Origin of the sequence: Streptomyces sp. NBC_01525 (assembly GCF_045040405.1) — a bacterium.
GTDB classification, from domain to species: domain Bacteria; phylum Actinomycetota; class Actinomycetes; order Streptomycetales; family Streptomycetaceae; genus Streptomyces; species Streptomyces benahoarensis.
Map to the genome: position 1 here is coordinate 5,294,826 of NZ_CP109397.1, position 18,563 is coordinate 5,313,388.

Annotated in this window: 14 protein-coding genes; 10 read left to right on the top strand and 4 right to left on the bottom strand. The window is 73.4% G+C overall.

Features of this window, described 5'->3' with window-relative positions; genetic code table 11:
- Positions 1–443 precede the first annotated feature (443 nt).
- Both nrdR and OG422_RS23705 read left to right on the top strand, forming a co-directional pair.
- Entirely contained in the window at positions 444–971 is a 528-nt protein-coding gene (gene nrdR, locus OG422_RS23700) for a transcriptional regulator NrdR (RefSeq protein WP_143942207.1), read from the top strand.
- Between the two features lie 118 nt (positions 972–1,089).
- Entirely contained in the window at positions 1,090–3,963 is a 2,874-nt protein-coding gene (locus OG422_RS23705) for a vitamin B12-dependent ribonucleotide reductase (RefSeq protein ID WP_405745290.1), read from the top strand.
- Positions 3,964–4,161: 198 nt separating this feature from the next.
- Here the strand turns inward: OG422_RS23705 and OG422_RS23710 are convergent, their stop codons facing one another.
- The 3 genes from OG422_RS23710 to OG422_RS23720 form a co-directional block, all read right to left on the bottom strand.
- On the bottom strand, positions 4,162–4,941 hold the full coding sequence (locus OG422_RS23710; RefSeq protein WP_405745293.1) for a class I SAM-dependent methyltransferase: 780 nt from the start codon (positions 4,939–4,941) through the stop codon (positions 4,162–4,164).
- A gap of 145 nt (positions 4,942–5,086) precedes the next feature.
- On the bottom strand, positions 5,087–5,608 hold the full coding sequence (locus OG422_RS23715) for a TerD family protein (RefSeq protein WP_405745296.1): 522 nt from the start codon (positions 5,606–5,608) through the stop codon (positions 5,087–5,089).
- A gap of 346 nt (positions 5,609–5,954) precedes the next feature.
- Complete coding sequence (locus OG422_RS23720; RefSeq protein WP_143942211.1) at positions 5,955–6,542, bottom strand: TetR/AcrR family transcriptional regulator; 588 nt, start codon at positions 6,540–6,542, stop codon at positions 5,955–5,957.
- A gap of 157 nt (positions 6,543–6,699) precedes the next feature.
- Between OG422_RS23720 and OG422_RS23725 the strand changes: the two genes are divergently transcribed.
- The 6 genes from OG422_RS23725 to OG422_RS23750 all read left to right on the top strand — a co-directional run bounded on the left by OG422_RS23725 (position 6,700) and on the right by OG422_RS23750 (position 12,166).
- Positions 6,700–8,112 (top strand): amidase, encoded by a 1,413-nt coding sequence (locus OG422_RS23725; protein WP_405745299.1) that lies wholly within the window; start codon positions 6,700–6,702, stop codon positions 8,110–8,112.
- A gap of 115 nt (positions 8,113–8,227) precedes the next feature.
- Positions 8,228–8,833, top strand: coding sequence for a YdbC family protein (locus tag OG422_RS23730; RefSeq protein ID WP_405745302.1), 606 nt, complete (start codon positions 8,228–8,230; stop codon positions 8,831–8,833).
- A 122-nt stretch (positions 8,834–8,955) separates the two neighbouring features.
- Complete coding sequence (locus OG422_RS23735; protein WP_143942214.1) at positions 8,956–9,615, top strand: histidine phosphatase family protein; 660 nt, start codon at positions 8,956–8,958, stop codon at positions 9,613–9,615.
- A gap of 10 nt (positions 9,616–9,625) precedes the next feature.
- A complete protein-coding gene (locus tag OG422_RS23740) occupies positions 9,626–10,525 on the top strand; it encodes an ADP-ribosylglycohydrolase family protein (protein ID WP_405745306.1) in 900 nt (299 codons plus the stop codon).
- Between the two features lie 235 nt (positions 10,526–10,760).
- Positions 10,761–11,462, top strand: coding sequence for a ribonuclease HII (locus OG422_RS23745; RefSeq protein WP_405745310.1), 702 nt, complete (start codon positions 10,761–10,763; stop codon positions 11,460–11,462).
- Between the two features lie 65 nt (positions 11,463–11,527).
- Entirely contained in the window at positions 11,528–12,166 is a 639-nt protein-coding gene (locus OG422_RS23750) for a hypothetical protein (protein ID WP_143944122.1), read from the top strand.
- 241 nt (positions 12,167–12,407) lie between these two features.
- On the opposite strand, the gene OG422_RS23755 is transcribed toward OG422_RS23750, so the two are convergent.
- Entirely contained in the window at positions 12,408–13,121 is a 714-nt protein-coding gene (locus tag OG422_RS23755; protein WP_405745313.1) for a hypothetical protein, read from the bottom strand.
- Between the two features lie 641 nt (positions 13,122–13,762).
- On the opposite strand from OG422_RS23755, the gene OG422_RS23760 reads away from it, so the two are divergent.
- Positions 13,763–15,922 carry a RecQ family ATP-dependent DNA helicase gene (locus tag OG422_RS23760; protein WP_405745316.1) on the top strand — a complete coding sequence of 720 codons (2,160 nt, stop codon included), beginning with the start codon at positions 13,763–13,765 and terminating at the stop codon, positions 15,920–15,922.
- Between the two features lie 739 nt (positions 15,923–16,661).
- Complete coding sequence (locus OG422_RS23765; protein ID WP_405745319.1) at positions 16,662–18,461, top strand: DUF4192 domain-containing protein; 1,800 nt, start codon at positions 16,662–16,664, stop codon at positions 18,459–18,461.
- Positions 18,462–18,563: the final 102 nt, after the last annotated feature.

The following is an 18,563-nucleotide window of genomic DNA, read 5'->3' on the forward strand; positions in this document are numbered from 1 at the left end:
GGTGGCGGCTCCCGACGCGGACCCCGAAGGCCGCTTCGCTCCGTATTATCCCCTTCGGCTCCCGGGTGCCCGGAACGGGGTGGAAGGGAGCGGGAGTGGGCCGCCCGGCCGTGCCCGCCGCCCGTGCCGCCATGTGCGGATTCCGTCATTCCGGCCCCTGCGGACCGCCCCGCGAGTGGTTTCCCGTAGGCTCGTGGGTAACCCCGAAGGCCTGCCTCCACCGCGACACGCGGTAGGCGGCCATGTGCGTCCCGACACCACATCTAGTGCTTGGATGGCGCCGACCGCCTACAAGTTGTGGTGTCTGGTCCGGCGGGCCCCCGCGGATCACCTATGCTGGTGACTGCTCCGAGGGCCTGGAAGGGCCCTCGTGGGGCCGATCAGTCGTACGCGGATTCCGGCGGCGTACGTCCGCGCAGTTCCGAGGTGAGGAGGGTGGAGCCATGCACTGCCCCTTCTGCAGGCACCCGGACAGCAGGGTCGTCGACAGCCGCACCACCGACGACGGCACATCGATCCGCCGCCGTCGCCAGTGCCCCGACTGCTCCCGCCGTTTCACCACCATCGAGACGGCGTCCCTCACGGTGATCAAGCGGAGCGGGGTCACCGAGCCCTTCAGCCGTACCAAGGTCATCGCGGGCGTGCGTAAGGCATGCCAGGGGCGGCCGGTCACCGAGGACGCCCTCGCCAAACTCGGCCAGCGGGTCGAGGAGGCGGTGCGCGCCACCGGCAGCGCCGAGCTGTCCACCCACGACGTCGGGCTCGCCATACTGGGACCGCTGCGGGAACTCGACCTCGTCGCGTACCTGCGTTTCGCGTCCGTGTACCGGGCCTTCGACTCGCTGGAAGACTTCGAGGCGGCCATCGCCGAACTGCGTGAGCAGCGCGAGCAGGGGCCGCCCGAGCGGGAGTGCGGGGCGGACGGCGGCGACGCCGCGTCCGTTCCCGAGCCCGCCACCGCCGCCGACTAGTGCGGCGCGATCACATCTGACCGGGGCGCGTGCAGGCGCTCCGGCCGCAGAACGACAGACACCGTGCCACGGAACAAGTGTGCACATATGGGCGTTTTCGCCCGTACAGGGAGGCGGAATGACAGAGACGACGAGCGGCCCGGCACGCGGCTCCCGCGCCAAGGGCAGCAAGGCGAGCAAGGGGCTGCGTATCGAGCGCATCCACACCACCCCCGGCGTGCACCCGTACGACGAGGTGGAGTGGGCGCGTCGTGACGTCGTCATGACCAACTGGCGCGACGGCTCGGTCAACTTCGAGCAGCGTGGCGTCGAGTTCCCCGACTTCTGGTCGGTGAACGCGGTCAACATCGTCACCAGCAAGTACTTCCGTGGTGCGGTGGGCTCGCCGACCCGCGAGTCGAGCCTGCGGCAGCTGATCGACCGCGTGGTCACGACGTACCGCAAGTCCGGCGAGGAGAACGGCTACTTCGTCTCCCCGGCGGACGCCGAGATCTTCGAGCACGAGCTGGCGTACGCGCTGCTCCACCAGGTCTTCAGCTTCAACTCGCCGGTCTGGTTCAACGTCGGCACCCAGCAGCCGCAGCAGGTCAGCGCCTGCTTCATCCTCTCCGTCGACGACTCCATGGAGTCGATTCTCGACTGGTACAAGGAAGAGGGGATGATCTTCAAGGGCGGTTCCGGCGCCGGTCTGAACCTCTCCCGCATCCGCTCCTCCAAGGAGTTGCTCTCCTCCGGCGGCAACGCCTCCGGCCCGGTCTCCTTCATGCGCGGCGCCGACGCGTCCGCCGGAACGATCAAGTCGGGCGGCGCCACCCGCCGCGCCGCCAAGATGGTCGTGCTCGACGTCGACCACCCCGACGTCGAGGCGTTCATCGAGACCAAGGTCAAGGAGGAGGAGAAGGTCCGCGCGCTGCGCGACGCCGGCTTCGACATGGACCTGGGCGGCGACGACATCACGTCCGTCCAGTACCAGAACGCCAACAACTCCGTCCGCGTCAACGACGAGTTCATGAAGGCCGTCGAGTCCGGATCGAAGTTCGGCCTGCGCGGCCGGATGAACGGCGAGGTCATCGAGGAGATCGACGCCAAGGGCCTCTTCCGCAAGATGGCCGAGGCCGCCTGGGCCTGCGCCGACCCCGGCATCCAGTACGACGACACCATCAACCACTGGCACACCTCGCCGGAGTCGGGCCGGATCACCGCCTCGAACCCGTGCAGCGAGTACATGCACCTGGACAACTCCTCGTGCAACCTCGCCTCGCTCAACCTCATGAAGTTCCTGCGCGACGACGACCAGGGACACCAGTCGTTCGACGCCGAGCGCTTCGCCAAGGTCGTCGAACTGGTCATCACGGCGATGGACATCTCCATCTGCTTCGCCGACTTCCCGACCGAGAAGATCGGCGAGACCACCCGCGCCTTCCGTCAGCTGGGCATCGGCTACGCCAACCTCGGCGCGCTGTTGATGGCCACCGGCCACGCCTACGACTCGGACGGCGGCCGCGCGCTGGCCGGTGCCATCACCTCGCTGATGACCGGCACCTCCTACAAGCGCTCCGCCGAGCTGGCCGCGGTCGTCGGCCCGTACGACGGCTACGCCCGCAACGCCGACGCCCACAAGCGCGTCATGCAGCAGCACTCCGACGCCAACGGTGTCGCCACGCGCATGGACGACCTGGACACCCCGGTGTGGGCCGCGGCGACCGAGGCGTGGCAGGACGTGCTGCGGCTGGGCGGGAAGAACGGTTTCCGCAACGCGCAGGCGTCCGTCCTCGCGCCGACCGGCACCATCGGCCTGATGATGGACTGCGACACCACGGGCGTCGAGCCGGACCTCGCCCTGGTCAAGTTCAAGAAGCTGGTCGGCGGCGGCTCCATGCAGATCGTGAACAACACGGTCCCCAAGGCGCTCAAGCGGCTCGGCTACCAGCCCGAGCAGGTCGAGGCGATCGTCGCCCACATCGCCGAGCACGGCAACGTCATCGACGCCCCCGGTCTGAAGCCGGGGCACTACGAGGTCTTCGACTGCGCCATGGGCGCCCGCTCGATCTCGGCCATGGGCCACGTCCGCATGATGGCCGCGGCGCAGCCCTTCCTGTCGGGTGCGATCTCCAAGACCGTGAACCTGCCCGAGACGGCCACCGTCGAGGAGGTCGAGGAGGTCTACTACGAGGGCTGGAAGCTCGGCCTGAAGGCGCTCGCGATCTACCGCGACAACTGCAAGGTCGGCCAGCCGCTGTCGGCGAAGAAGAAGGAGGAGGCGAAGGCGGAGACCGCGGAGCCGGCGCCCGAGAAGGTCGTCGAGTACCGCCCCGTCCGCAAGCGTCTCCCCAAGGGCCGTCCCGGCATCACCACCTCCTTCACGGTGGGCGGCGCCGAGGGCTACATGACCGCCAACTCCTACCCGGACGACGGTCTCGGTGAGGTCTTCCTGAAGATGTCCAAGCAGGGCTCGACCCTCGCGGGCATGATGGATGCCTTCTCCATCGCGGTGTCGGTGGGCCTCCAGTACGGCGTGCCGCTGGAGACCTACGTCTCGAAGTTCACCAACATGCGCTTCGAGCCGGCCGGTATGACGGACGACCCGGATGTGCGGATGGCGCAGTCGATCGTCGACTACATCTTCCGCCGCCTGGCGCTGGACTTCCTGCCCTTCGAGACCCGTTCCGCGCTCGGCATCCACTCCGTCGAGGAGCGGCAGCGTCACCTGGACACCGGCTCGTACGAGCCGTCCGAGGACATCGACGTCGAGGGCCTGGCGCAGTCCGCGCCGCGCCAGACCGAGGCGCCCGTCTCCGCTCCCGCGGTCCCGGCCGCGGAGATCGAGGCCCCGGCCCCGAAGAAGCAGGCGCACACCAACGCCGAACTGGTTGAGATGCAGCTCGGCATCAACGCCGACGCCCCGCTCTGCTTCTCCTGCGGGACGAAGATGCAGCGCGCGGGCAGCTGCTACCTCTGCGAGGGCTGCGGCTCGACCAGCGGCTGCAGCTGAGAACGAGCGGAATCGCATCCGGTGCCTCTGAGCATCCGTTGCTGAGGCCGTTGATCCGCAGGTGAGAGAGGGAGCCGACGCCGAGTCGGCTCCCTCTTCGCCGTTTCCGCCTCGATGTGGTGTCCGGGACCTCGGCGTGGTGTCCGGGACGCTACCGTCAGTGGTGCCGCCGACCAGGTTCGTGAGCGTCGATGACCTTCACAGCCGCCGGACGCGCAGCACGCCGGTCAGCATCGGGAGGGTGAACTCGCCGTCGGCGGTCTCCGGTCGGCTCGCGAGGTAGGCGCGGATCCGGGCCAGCGTGGCCTCTCGTTCCTGTTCCGGCATGACCAGCATCCCCGCTCTCGTCGCGAGGGTCGCGATGAGGGAGTCGGCGGTGCGGCGCTGCCCGTGCGGGAACGCGGCCTGCTCCGGCGAGCCGAACCGGGCAGCCACGCCCGTCCTGGGAAGGTGCAGGTCAGCCGTCTCGGTACGCCAACTGGTGGGCACGTCACGCGGGCTGATGGCCGCGGTCCCGCTGATCCGCGCGAGCCCGGCCACCCAGTCGACCCGGTCGTCCATGACGTTCCACAGACCGGCCAGGGTGCCGCCGGGCGCGAGGATCCTGGCGATCTCGGGGCCCGCGACGGCCATGTCGAACCAGTGCATGGCGTTGCCGGACAGCACGGCATCGACGGAACCGTCCGGCAGCGGTATCGCCTCGGCCCGGCCCGCGAGGGCACGGACGGACGGCAGCGCGCGGCGCAGCTCGGTCAGCATCGACGGATCGGGCTCGACCGCGACGGTGTCCGAGCCCCGCGCGACAAGCGTGGCCGTGAGTTTGCCGGTCCCGGCGCCCAGGTCGAGCACGCGCGGATCGGGCGCACGCTCCAGCGCCCAACGCACCGCGGCCTGCGCGTAGTCCGGACGGTGCTCGGCGTATGCGGCCGCCGCCGCGCCGAACGAGGCGCTGTGACGGAGCCGGTCGTCCTGGTCCACACGATCTCCCTGATCGTGCTGCTACCGGCCGGCGATGAGCCCGGCGAACTCGCGGCGCCGATCTCCACCGGTACCGCAGGCGCCGCCGCGCCGGAGAGCGCCTTCGGCGCGGCGGCGCCTGCCGGGTCCCGTACGGGGGCTCCGGTCAGGTCCCCATCAGGGCGGTGAAGGCGTTCGGGTCGGCGTCGAAGCCGCGCAGGCCCTTCTGCAGGCGCCATTCGCCGTCGGCGTCACGGGCGAACACGGCGACGACCGCCGCCGTCGACGGGGCGACCGAGGCGAAGTCGTCCTGGACGAGGTCGGTGTAGCCCTCGCGGATCTGGACCTCGGTGTGGGGTACCTCACCGAAGGTCTTGCGGCCGCCGCCCTGCTGGATGGCGACGCCCACCACGACCCGGGTGTAGCGCTCCGCCAGCCGCTCCAGCTCCAGCGTCATGACCTCGTCGGACCCGAAGCCCTGGCCCGTGCGGCTGTCGCGGTTGAGGGTGATGGTGCCGTCGGGGGAGCGGCTGTCGAAGTGGACGAGGTAGACCGGCTTGCCCGCGAGGGTGTCCGCCTCGTAGGTGGCGGCGATGAGGTCGAGGTCGTTGTCCGGCTCGCCGACGGGGCTGGGGTCCCACTTGAGCGTGACCTCGGCCTTCTCGATGCCTTTGTTGAGCGTGCTCACCGGGCTTGTCCTTCCGTCGCTTTCCGTCTCACCGGACGCGCGGAACGGCTCCGCGCGCGGTCGGCCGCCCCTCCCGGCCCGGGCGGTGAGGCGTACGGCCGGTGGCGGGCAGCCGCGGAGCGTCGGGCGATCCGCCCGTGGTCGTGCGGGCAGCGCGCCGTAACACCCCGTTGGATGTCCATGGTGCCATGGCGATGCGCGTACGCGGTGAGGCGAACTGTGCTTGTGGAGAACTCCGTTGTTCCGGAATCTGGCCGGATCCGTTGCCCCGTAAGGGTGTGGGGGGAGTGCCCCGATGTGCGAGTTCCGCGACCGGCGGACGGGCCGGTCCCAGGGGTGCCCGGTGTCACTTCTGCGGCTCGCCCCACAGGCGGCACAGATGGTGGTCCAGGACGTCCAGCGCGGCGGCGGGCGAGATGTGGTCGATCAGTACATGCGTGGTGAGGCCGTCGACGAGGGCGAGGAGGGTGCGGGCCTCCAGGGAGGCATCGGCCTCGGGCGCCGCCTGGGCGAGGAGCGCGGTGAACGCCTCCTGGAGTGCGGTGTAGTTGGCGCGCAGGATGTCCGCCAGCGGGCGGCTGACGGTGGCCTGGGCGAGGAACGCGAGCCAGACGCGGGCCTCGGCCCGGTGTTCCTGCCGCAGCAGGGAGAGTTCCGTTGCGGCGTGCCCGAGGGTGGTGCGGGCCGACTGCGCGGGGGACTCGGAGATGCGGGCGGAGACCCGGGTGGTGACGCGTTCGCCGATGTAGGTCAGGGCGAAGGTGAGCATCTCGTCCTTGGTGCGGAAGCAGCGCTGGACCGCCCCCATGGAGACGTCCGCGCGGGCCGCGACGTCCCGGAGGGTGACCCCCTCCAGGCCGCGTTCCTCGGCGAGCCGGCAGACGGCGTCGGCGATCTGGCGGCGTCGGCCCTCGTGGTCCACCAGTTTCGGCATGGCACCCCGCTTATTCGATGCGTATGTATCGCCGGTCAGGGTACGGTGTTTTTTCGATGCAACTGCATTAGTACGACTGGTGGGGGTCGGAATGCGACAGCGCCGCCCCCGGGATGCACGCCCGCCCCTAAGGGTGGGCGGTGGGAGGGAGCGAGGCATGCGGGACGCACTGTGGCGAAAGTCGGCGGGCGCGCAGGCGGCGGCCGTGCGCGGGGGAGCGGTGACGGCCACCGCACTGCTGGAGGCGCATCTGGAACGGATCGCCGAGGTCAACCCGGCGGTCAACGCGGTGACCCAGCTGATCGCCGACCGGGCGCGCGCCGATGCGGACGCCGTCGACCGCCGCCGGGCGGCAGGCGAGGAGCTGGGGCCGCTGGCCGGGGTGCCGTTCACGGTCAAGGAGACCACCGCCGTCGAGGGCGTCCCGACGACCTTCGGCGCGACCGCGTTCCGGCACGCCACGGCGCGCGCCGATGCGCCCCCGGTGGCGCGGCTGCGTGCCGCCGGTGCCGTCGCCGTGGGGCACACCAACATGCCCACCCTCGTCCTCGCCGGGATGCACACCCGCAGCGAACTGTTCGGCGACACCGTCAACCCCTGGAGCCGCGCGGTCACCCCGGGCGGCTCCAGCGGCGGCGACGGGGCGGCCGTGGCGAGCGGCATGGTGCCCCTCGGCCTCGGCAACGACGCCGGGGGATCGGTGCGCATCCCCGCCGCCTTCTGCGGCGTCGCGGGGCTGAAGCCGACCACGGGGCGGTACCCCGCCGACCACCGCATCGGCCCCGACGATCCCGCCCTGGCCGCCCAGGAGTTGGTGGTCGACGGGCCGCTCGCCCGGACTGTCGCGGATCTGCGGCTGGTCCACGGGGTGCTGGCCGGAGCCGCCCCGTGCGACCCGAGGGCCGTACCCGTACCGCCCTTCGGCGCGCCGCTCCCGGGTCCCCTCAAGGTGGCGAAGGTGGCCGACCCCGGGGGCGGAGGGGTGCACCCGTCGGTGCGCGCGGCCCTCGACGCCGCGGCGGACGCCCTGAACGACGCCGGTTACGAGGTGCACGAGGTCCCCGACGTCCCGCGTCTGGAGGAGACGCTGGAGGCGTACGCCCGGATGACGCTCACCGAGTTCGCCTCCGCATGGCCGCGCCTCAAGCCGCTCCTGGGGGAGGGCGGGCACCGCTACATCGAGTGGGGCATGGCGCGGACCCGCCCCGTGGACCTTGCGGAGTACCTGCGGCTGACCGGTGTGCGCCTGGGCATCCGCCGGGACTGGGCGGCGTTCCTGGCGGAGTACCCGCTGGTCCTGGGGCCGGTGTTCACCCTGCCGCCGTTCGCCCCGGGCGAGGAACTGCGCGATCCGGAAGGCTCGTTGCGCCTGCAGCGCGCCATGCGGCTCTGCACCGCCACCAGCTTCGCGGGGCTGCCCGCCGTCGCGGTGCCCGCGGGGACGGCCGACGGGCTGCCCCGGGGCGTCCAGCTCATCGGCCGCCCCTACCGGGAGGACCTGTGCCTGGACGCCGCCGAGGAGGTGGAGCGGCGACTCGCCGTCCCGGTGCCCATCGACCCCCGCCCGTAAGGCGGTTCGTCCGCGACGGGCCCCGGGGCGGCGCCCCGCCCGTCGCGCGCGGATCCGCCCATGTTCGCCGGGCGACGGCGGTGATTCCGCCGGTCCCGGGCCGTACGATGGCGCGGTGCTTGTCAAGTGGATTCGCCTCACCGTCGTGGACCGTCGAGGGTTCGAGCGGGGGCAGCGGAAATGGGCGGGACTGCTGGGGGAGCCGGGATTCCGGGGGCAGGGCGGCGGATGGAGCAGAAGCCGCCCCGGGGTCGCGCACTTCGTGGCCTTCTGGGAGAGCCGGGCGTTCTACGACTCGTTCATGGCCCGCTCCCACGACCGGCTCGCCGCCGCCCAGGTGGGCACCTTCAAGGACAGTCAAGTCCGCCTCTTCGAGCACGAATTCGATGTGAAGGTGGGCTTCGAGCCGGTCTTCGCCGACGTCGACGTCCTGCGGCTGGCGCACTCCCGGGTGCGCGAGGACCGCGTGGAGCACTTCACGCTGATGCAGGAGAAGGTCTGGAACCCGGCGATGGCCGGTTCGCCGGGCATGGTGCGCGGGATGCTGGGGCGGGCGCCGGGGGAGGAGTTCCTGGTGCTGTCGATGTGGCAGTCGGCCGCCGAACGCGGCAAGTACCGCCCGGAGCGGGTGGAGCGGCTGGCCCTGCGCGCCCAGATAGCGGCCGATGTGGAGGCCCTCGCGGGCGATGTCGTCCAGCTCGAACCGGCGTGGACGGTCTGAGCGCATGCCCCCGGGGCGCGCCGCCCGGGTAACGCCCGCCCCCCTGCGCGCCGCACGGGGCCGACCCTCGCGCCCCGTGTCCGGCGGCCGCGGCCCGCGCCGGGGCACTCTAGGGTGGCCGCATGGCACGGCCGCGACGCATCGTCCTCATCCGCCACGGAGAGTCGGCGGGGAATGTCGACGACACCGTCTACGAACGCGAGCCGGACCACGCGCTCAGCCTGACGGACAAGGGGCGCCACCAGGCCCGCGAGGCCGGTGGCCCGCTCCGCGACATCTTCGGCGACGAACGCGTCTCCGCCTACGTGTCGCCCTACCGCCGCACCCACCAGACCTTCCAGGCGCTCGGCCTCGACCTGGACCGCGTCCGCGTCCGCGAGGAGCCACGGCTGCGCGAGCAGGACTGGGGCAACTGGCAGGACCGTGACGACGTACGGCTTCAGAAGGCGTACCGCGACGCCTACGGGCACTTCTTCTACCGCTTCGCCCAGGGGGAGTCCGGCGCCGACGTCTACGACCGGGTCGGCGCGTTCCTGGAGAGCCTGTGGCGCAGCTTCGAGGCCCCCGACCACCCGCCGAACGTCCTGATCGTCACGCACGGCCTGACCATGCGGCTGTTCTGCATGCGGTGGTTCCACTGGTCGGTGGCGGAGTTCGAATCGCTCGCCAACCCCGGCAACGCCGAGCGGCGCATCCTCCTCCTCGGCGCCGACGGCCGCTACACCCTGGACCGGCCGTTCGAGCGCTGGCGGGAACCGGAGCCGTACGGCATCTCCGGTTAGAGTGCGAGCGATGACCGCCGACGACCGTGACGCAGACCGCCGCGCGCGGGCCCTCGCCAGCCTGCGCGGACTCGCCGTGGGCGACGCCCTCGGCGCCCGCTTCGCCACCCCCGCACACCTCCCCGCCCTCCGGCGCCGGGCCCTGCCGCCCGGCCCCTGGCGGTGGACCGACGACACCGAGATGGCCTGCTCCGTCCTGGCGGTCCTCGCCGCCCACGGCCGCATCGACCAGGACGCACTCGCCCGGTCCTTGGCTGACCACCACCACGCCGACCGCGACTACGGCCCGGCCGTCGACCGCCTGCTGCGGCAGATCCGCGACGGCGCCGACTGGCACGACCTCGCCGCCGCGCTCTTCCAGGGCCACGGTTCCTGGGGCAACGGCGCCGCGATGCGCATCGCCCCGCTGGGCGCCTGGTACGCCGGCGACGCCGAGCAGGCCACCCACCAGGCCGAGATCTCCGCGTACCCCACCCACCAGCACCGCGAGGCCGTGGTGGGCGCCATGGCGGTCGCGGCCGCCGCCGCCCTCGTCGCCGACCCGGACCGCGACACCGGCCCCACGCAGCTGATCGACGACGTCATGGCGCTGATCCCACGCAGCGCCGTCCAGGCCGGACTCCGCCGCGCCCGGGACATGCTCGACTACGGTGACCCCGGCACCGTCGCCGCCGTCCTCGGTTGCGGCCGCCGCACCAGCGCCCACGACACCGTCCCCTTCACCCTCTGGGCCGCCGCCCGGCACCTCGGCGACTACCCGGCGGCGTTCTGGGCCACCGCCCGGGCCGGGGGCGACGTGGACACCACCTGCGCCATCGTCGGCGGCATCGTCGCCGCCGCCCCCGCCGGAGCCCCGCCGTCCGACTGGCTCGACGCCACGGAGCCGCTCCCGGCCTGGGCGCCCGCCTGATCCGCCCGGCGCCGCCCGGCCCGCCCGGGGGCCGCCGCGCCCCGCCGCGCCCCGGCGCGCCCCGCCGCGCCAACAGGCGCCCCGGACGGGTGACTTCGCCCCCGGGGAGCACCGCCCCGCACCCCGTGCCACCCGCCCCGTGCGCCCCCGCGACCGGCCCCGGTGGTGGCGGTCGCACTCTCATCCGGATCCGGTGGCGACGGGCGCCCCGAATAGGCGTACGCTTGCTCGCGCCATGCCGTACGAGCCTCCCACCCATACCGTCGAGCGATCACTGCGCGCCACGACGGGCGCCAAGATCGTCGCCGGTGTCGACGAGGTCGGGCGAGGAGCCTGGGCCGGTCCCGTGAGCGTCTGCGCGGCCGTCACCGGCCTGCGCCGCCCGCCCGCCGGACTCACCGATTCCAAGCTGCTGACCCCCAAGCGCCGCACCGGCCTCGCCGAGGTCCTCGGCGACTGGGTCACCGCGTACGCCCTGGGGCACTCCTCCCCGGAGGAGATCGATGCCCTGGGCATGACCGCGGCGCTCCGGCTCGCGGCCGTCCGCGCCCTGGAGGCGCTGCCGGTCCGCCCGGACGCGGTCATCCTCGACGGCAAGCACGACTACCTGGGCGCGCCATGGCGGGTCCGCACGGTCATCAAGGGTGACCAGTCCTGCATCGCGGTCGCCGCCGCATCCGTGCTCGCCAAGGTGCGACGCGACGCGATGATGGCCGAACTGGGCGTCGACCACGTCGAGTTCGACTTCGCCGGCAACGCCGGCTACCCCTCCCCGACCCATCGCACCGCCCTGGAGGAGTACGGTCCCACGCCGCACCACCGGGTGTCGTGGTCCTACATGGACGCGTTGCCCCGGTGGCGGCATCTGAAGAAGGTGCGCGTCACCCCCGAAGCAGCCGCTCTGAAGGCCGGTGGCCAACTCGGCTTCGACTTCTGAGCGGTGCGGGCGTCGAGGCGGACCCGCCGACATGTCCCGCACCCACGTTTGATAAACATCCCTTCATGCCTCTCATCCCCGAGGAGCCTCAGATTCACGAGAGTGTCCCGGGTCCCCGCGCTACTCCGGCCGCCGGCCGCACCGCGCCGACCCCCCGACCCGTTCCTGGCCCCGGTCCCCGCCCTGCACCCGGGCGTGGCCTCCACGCGGCCGGAGTCCGTCCGGGCAAGCCCGGCCCGCCCGCTCCGCCGCGGGCGCCCGTCACGGCCCCGCCCGCGCAGCGCACCGGCCCGCGCCCCCAGGAGGCTGCCGCCACCGGCGCGCAGCTCCAGCTGATCCCGGCCCCCGCCGACGGCGCCCTGGACGCCGCCGACGAAGCCGTCGACCTGCTGCTGGACTCCGGACGCGCACCGAGCGACATCCTGGTGCTCACGACCGGTGACCCGCACCCCTGGGCCGCACACGAACTGTCCTTCGGCGAGGCGTCCTACTGGGCGCAGTACGACGCCGCGGACGACGTGTTCTACGCGGACGCCGCCGCCACCCGGCCCGCCGGACGGCCCGTCGTGGTCGTCGCGGTCAACGGCGGCACCGACGAGACCACGGCGGGGGTCCTGCCCGCCGCCCTGGCGCGCGCCGGAGCACTGCTGATCGTCTGCGGCGACCCGCAGCGGATCAACGCCGTGCTCGGCACCTCCGCCTGACCGGTCCCGCACGCAGCGGCCCGCCGGCCACCCGGCCGGTCGGGCCCGCACGTGTACCCGGGGGGCGGGGGCTCGTCGGTGTGCCGGGGGCCGGAGCACGGTGGCTGCCAGGGGTACCGGCGAGGCGTGCATACGGGCACCGCTGACGCCCCATGCACGGCCGGTGCGCGAGCACCGTACACGTACCCGAAAACGGCGGCTCCGCTTCCGTGGCGGCCCGGGGCTTCTTCGGCCCGCCGCCTCAACTCCCGCCCGCGGCAATGCTCCTGGGGCCCCGGCTACCGGTCGGAGCCTCGGATTCCGGCAGGCGCCGGGGCCGCTCCGCACCACCGGCTGACCGTCGCGCACTGCTCCGCCGCCGCGCCGTCTCCGGTACGGCACGGGGCCGCTCACCGCCCGCCGCGACCACGGCGCGCCCGCCCGGCTTCGGCCGTCCGCCGGGCCGCCGTCCGCCGCGCTCCTCGCCCAGCACCTGCCAGCGCTCGCCGTTCATCATCAGGTACGCCCCGCACCGCAGCCCGTGCAGCGTGCAGGCGTCCCGCAGCCCCCACATCCAGGCGCCGTCCGTCTCCGTCCACCGCAGCTCGCCCGCGCGGCAGTACACGAGCACCGCCGTACGCACCGGGATCCGCAACCGCAGATCGTGTGGCACGATCCGCCGCAGATGCACCAGCAGGGCGTGCCGGAACCGCCACCCGTCGGGGTCGGCGGCGGCGAGCGTGAACGACGCGCTCGCCCGCACCCGCTGATCCGGATCGAGCACCGCCACCACCGCGGTGGCGAGCGCCGGGGAGTGCCGGTCGTGCACCCCGTTGACCAGCTCACGGGGGTTGCGCAGCAGCGGAATCCCGGCCGTCGCCCACTCGGCGGGCTCCAGTACGCGGCTCCACCGGGCAGCCGGATCGGCGGACGCGGGCCGCGACGCGGGCGTGCGTGGGGCGTCGGCGAAATCCACGTTCCTCCCTTCACCGCGCGTCCCTCCGGCAGGCGGCGCCGGGCGCGCGACTCCACGGCGACCGGGCGTGCACGGCCGGTACGTGGAAGCGGCACCGGTCTCCGCGCTCGCACGGGACCGCGGCCGTACCCCCACACGCGCGCACTCCCGCCTCACCGATGGCGCTGCCTCCATCCTTCCCGCTGCCGCCCCGCCCGACGCCCCGTCGCCCGCTCCACATCGGCCTCGCACGGGCCTTTTCCCCGCGAGGGGCGCATGGCGGGCACTGCGCGGGCGTACGAGACGCTTGCCGCGTAGCGCTCCTCGGGGACTGCCGGGCCGCGTGCCGGTCCGCGCCCGGCGGCGCCGCGACCGGCCCGCCGCGGCCGTGAAACGCGCCAGGGCTCCGCGAACCGGGCCACCTACGGGTGCGGACCCCCCATTTCTTCAGCGTGCCGAGCACCGCCCCACGACCGTGGACCACCCCGGCGAGGCCCCTGCGCCAAGTCTCTGACCTGGGTAAACAACCTCATGCGGAGAGTGTGGACGAGCCCGCGCGGATGTCCGGTGACGCGGTTCTCCGACGTGGGCGGAGCGCGCGGATGCCCTCCGCCGCGGTGGGCGGGTGGCTGTTTGTCAGTGCCGTGCGGTTGCATGGGGGCATGAACGAACAGGAGCTGCGTGCCGAAGCCGACGCCATCCTCGCCGAACTGGTCGGCGATCCGGGGGGCCCGGCGACGCTTCGGGAAGACCAGTGGCAGGCGGTGGCCGCCCTGGTGGTCGAGCGCCGCCGCGCGCTGGTCGTGCAGCGCACCGGCTGGGGCAAGTCGGCGGTGTACTTCGTCGCCACCGCGCTGCTGCGCCGCCGCGGCTCCGGCCCGACGGTGATCATCTCGCCGCTGCTGGCGCTGATGCGCAACCAGGTCGAGTCGGCCGCCCGCGCCGGAATCCGGGCGCGCACGATCAACTCCGCCAACCCGGAGGAGTGGGACGCCATCCACGAGGAGGTCGAGCGCGGCGACGTCGACGTCCTCCTGGTCAGCCCGGAGCGCCTCAACTCCGTCGACTTCCGAGAACGGATGCTGCCGAAGCTCGCGGCCACCACCGGCCTGCTCGTGGTGGACGAGGCGCACTGCATCTCCGACTGGGGCCACGACTTCCGCCCGGACTACCGCAGGCTGCGCACCATGCTCGCGGAGCTTTCCCCGGGGGTCCCCGTCCTCGCCACCACCGCCACCGCCAACGCCCGGGTCACGGCGGACGTCGCCGACCAGCTCGGCACGGGCGCGGGGGAGGCGCTGGTGCTGCGCGGCACGCTGGAGCGGGAGAGTCTGCGGCTCGGCGTGGTGCGACTGCCGGACGCCGCACACCGCCTGGCCTGGCTCGCCGACCACCTGGGCGAACTGCCGGGCTCCGGAATCATCTACACCCTCACCGTCTCGGCCGCCGAGGAGGTCACCGCCTACCTGCAGGGCCGCGGCTTCCGCGTCGCCTCCTACACCGGCCGCACCGAGAACGCCGACCGCCAGCAGGCCGAGACCGACCTGCTGGAGAACCGCGTCAAGGCGCTCGTCGCGACCTCCGCGCTCGGCATGGGGTTCGACAAGCCCGACCTCGGCTTCGTGATCCACCTCGGTTCGCCGTCCTCGCCCATCTCCTACTACCAGCAGGTGGGCCGCGCGGGCCGTGGTGTGGCCCACGCCGATGTGCTGCTGCTGCCCGGCAAGGAGGACGAGGCCATCTGGCGCTACTTCGCCGAGGTCGCCTTCCCGCCCGAGTCCCAGGTCCGCCAGACCCTCGCCGCCCTCGCCGACGCCGGACACCCCCTGTCCGTACCGGCCCTGGAGGCCCAGGTCGACCTGCGGCGCAACAGGCTGGAGATGATGCTGAAGGTGCTGGACGTGGACGGCGCGGTCCGGCGCGTGAAGGGCGGCTGGACGGCCACCGGCGCCGACTGGGTGTACGACGCCGAGCGGTACGCCTGGGTGGCACGGCAACGCGCCGCCGAACAGCAGGCCATGCGCGACTACGTCGGTACCGCCCGGTGCCGGATGGAGTTCCTGCGCCGCCAGCTGGACGACGAGGGGGCGGCCCCGTGCGGCCGCTGCGACAACTGCGCGGGAGAGTGGACCAACTCCACGGTGTCCCCGGCGGCGTTGGCAGGCGCCACGGGCGAACTGGACCGCCCGGGCGTGGCGGTCGAACCCCGCCGCATGTGGCCGACGGGCATGCCCGCCCTGGGCATCGACCTCAAGGGCCGCATCCCGGCCAACGAACAGTGCGCCCCCGGGCGTGCCCTGGGCCGTCTCTCCGACATCGGCTGGGGCAATCGCCTGCGCCCTCTGCTGGCCGAGCAGGCCCCGGACGGCTCCGTCCCGGACGATGTCCTCCAGGCCGCGGTGGCGGTCCTCGGTGACTGGGCGCGTTCCCCGGGCGGCTGGGCCTCGAAGGACCCGGACGCCGCGGCCCGGCCGGTGGGCGTCGTCGCCGTCCCGTCCCTGAGCCGCCCCCGGCTCGTCCACTCCCTCGCCGAAGGCATCGCACGCATCGGACACCTCCCCTTCCTCGGCTCCCTCGCCCACACCGAGCAGGGCAACGCCCACCGCGCTCACCGCAGCAACTCCGCACAACGCCTCCAGGCCTTGTCCGCCGCCTTCACCGTCCCCGCCCCACTGGCCGATGGCCTCACCCGGACCCCCGGCCCGGTCCTCCTCGTGGACGACTACACCGACTCCGGCTGGACCCTCGCGGTCGCCGCCCGCCTCCTCCAGAGGGCGGGCACGGAACGGGTGCTGCCGTTGGTGCTTGCCGCGGCGGGGTGAGGGGCCGGGTTTCGTGCACCGCTGGGGATCGGCCTGTGCGGCGTGGCCATGGTGGGGTGTTGGGCCGGCCTTGAGGTGCCCCCTGCGGTTTTGGCGGGGCCTGGTGCGCGACAGGCGCCTGGTGGGGTGCGCCGGTTCCGGGTGCGGCCCGGGGCTGTGGCGTGCCGGGCTGTGGCGGTGAGCTGGGGCGCTCCTGCTGCGCGGGGGCCGTCGCCTCGGCCCAGGCTCGTGCGGTGTCGGCTGCCCCGTTCCGGCGGCGCTCGGGGTGTGCGTCGGCCCGACGCGCCGCGCGGCTCCTCGGCAGCAGGGTGTGCGGCAGCCGCGTGGCGGGTCGCCCCGGCTCCGGCCCGGGCGCGGGGGATCGTTGGACCACAGCTGGTGACGACGGGCGGGCCGACGCACCCTGCGAAGTCGCGCCGGGAACCTGCCGACCGCGAGGGGCTGCCCCGGCACCGTCCACGTCCACGACGCCCGCGCCGCTCGATGACCGGGCAGTGATCACGGGCCTCTCGCCGCCCCGGGCACGAGGCGTCAGGACCGTAGACGGCCCCCGGTGCCAGGACCGTGGCCCCCGAACAGCGCTCGGCCCGAGGCTCACACGACGTCACAAGGCTCAGCCGAAACCACCCCACCTCACCCCGCCCCACCCCGGAATCCCGCCGTGCTGTGGAAATCTCCGTCACCCGGCAGATATCCACAGGGGTCGCGGCGCGGCGGACCGGCGCGGGATCTTCGAGCCATGAACCAGCACAGCGAACGACCTCACGACCCGAACCCCACCCGCAAGCCGCGTTCCCGCCCCGGTACGTCCTCCGCCTCCGGGCGCCCGGAAGGTCCGCTCGCGGCCGCCGCACCGGCCGCCGCGCGGCCACCGGCTCCTACGATCCCCGCGCCCCGTTCGCCCTCGTCCGCCCCGCCCCCGGAAACCACGGCACCCCCACGGAAGCCCGCCCGCCCCGACGCCGGAACCCCCCGCGCCACAGGACCACGACTCCCCGCCGTCGAACGGCCCGGGGCACCCCGGCCCAGCGACCCCGCTCCCACCGATCTCTCTCTGCCTGCGAACCTCTTCCTCCCGACCGGCCCCGCTCCGGACGCCCCCACACCGGACGATCCCGGCCCGGCAGCCGTCCCCGCACCCGACGCCGCACCATCCGACGGAAACCACACCACCCACCCGGGACCCGAAACCGAGCAGCAGGTCACCCTGCGCGACGCCGCCGACCTCGCCGACGCCCTGCCGTACTTGATGGGCTTCTACCCCGACGACAGCGTCGTCCTGGTGGGACTCCACGGCCCCCGCGGACGCTTCGGCGCCCGGGTCAGGCTCGGCATCCCCACCGACCCGGAACAGTGGCCCGATGTCGCCGACCAGCTCGCCTCCTGCCTCATCACCGCCGCCGACGACCGGGGCGACCGACCCACCGGCATGCTCGTCTTCCTCTGCCAGGAGCCGACGAACGGCGAACGCGGCCAGGACGTCACACAGCGCCTACGGCCCCTCGCCAAGCGCCTGCGCACCGCCTGCGGCGCCCTCGACGTCCCCGTCCTCGAAGCGCTCTGCCTCTCCAACAACCGCTACTGGTCGTACTGCTGCCCCGACTACCGTTGCTGTCCCGCCGACGGCAAACCCATGGTCATGCCCGGAACCTCGGTCATGGCGGCGGCCGCCGCGTACGCGGGCATGCAGGTACGCGGCTCCCTCAAGGAGATGGAGGCACGCCTCACCCCGCGCACCGGCCCCCGCGCCGCCGAGCAGGTCAAGGCCCTCGACACCGCGGTCAGCCGCTTCCTGCCCCGGATGCTCCACGCCAAGGGCGCCCACGTCGTCCGCCAGGACACCCTCGATCGGGCAGCCGCCATGATCCACCGCTTCCGGCTGGACACCCCCGCCGGAAGCAACAGGGCCCGCGACGCCTGCGACGACGCCCTCCTCACCGACGCCGAAGCCGCCGAGCTCATCCTCGGACTCCAGGACCGCCTCACCCGCGACCGGGCCGCCGAATGGATGGAAGGCCCCTCCGCCGCAGCCGCCCTCCGTGTCTGGCGCGCCCTCGCCCGCCGCTGCGCGGGCGCCTACATCGAACACTCCGTCGCCCCACTGACCCTCGCCGGATGGGTCGCCTGGTCCACCGACGACCAGCCTTCCGCCCGCGTCGCTCTCAGCCGCGCCCTGGGCATCGACCCCGACTACGTCTTCGCGCAACTGTTGCACCGCGGCATCAACGAGGGCCTCGACCCCGAACCGCTGCGCCGCTGTCTCCGGAGCGAACGCGAGGAGCGCGAAGCACAGGCGGCTCGCGAGACGAGCGGCACCCGCGACGCGGCGGCCGCCGCCCACACCGCACCCGCCCCTGACACCGCACCCGCCCCCGACACCGCACCCGCCCCCGACACCGGACCTGCCCCTGAACGGAAGCCCCGTTCCCGCCGCGCAACGGCCGGCCACCCCAGGGCGCTCCGGGGCACCTCCGGCCCGCCCGGTACCCGCCCCGCCGCCCGCCGCACCCCACGCGGCGGTGACCGGAGCCGAAGGTGACTCAGGAACGCGGTGCGGCCGGCGTGACCTGCACGCCGGCCGCACCGTTCAGGTGGGTGGCGTCAACCGCCACCCGTACCGGTACCACCAGGGAGCACCACC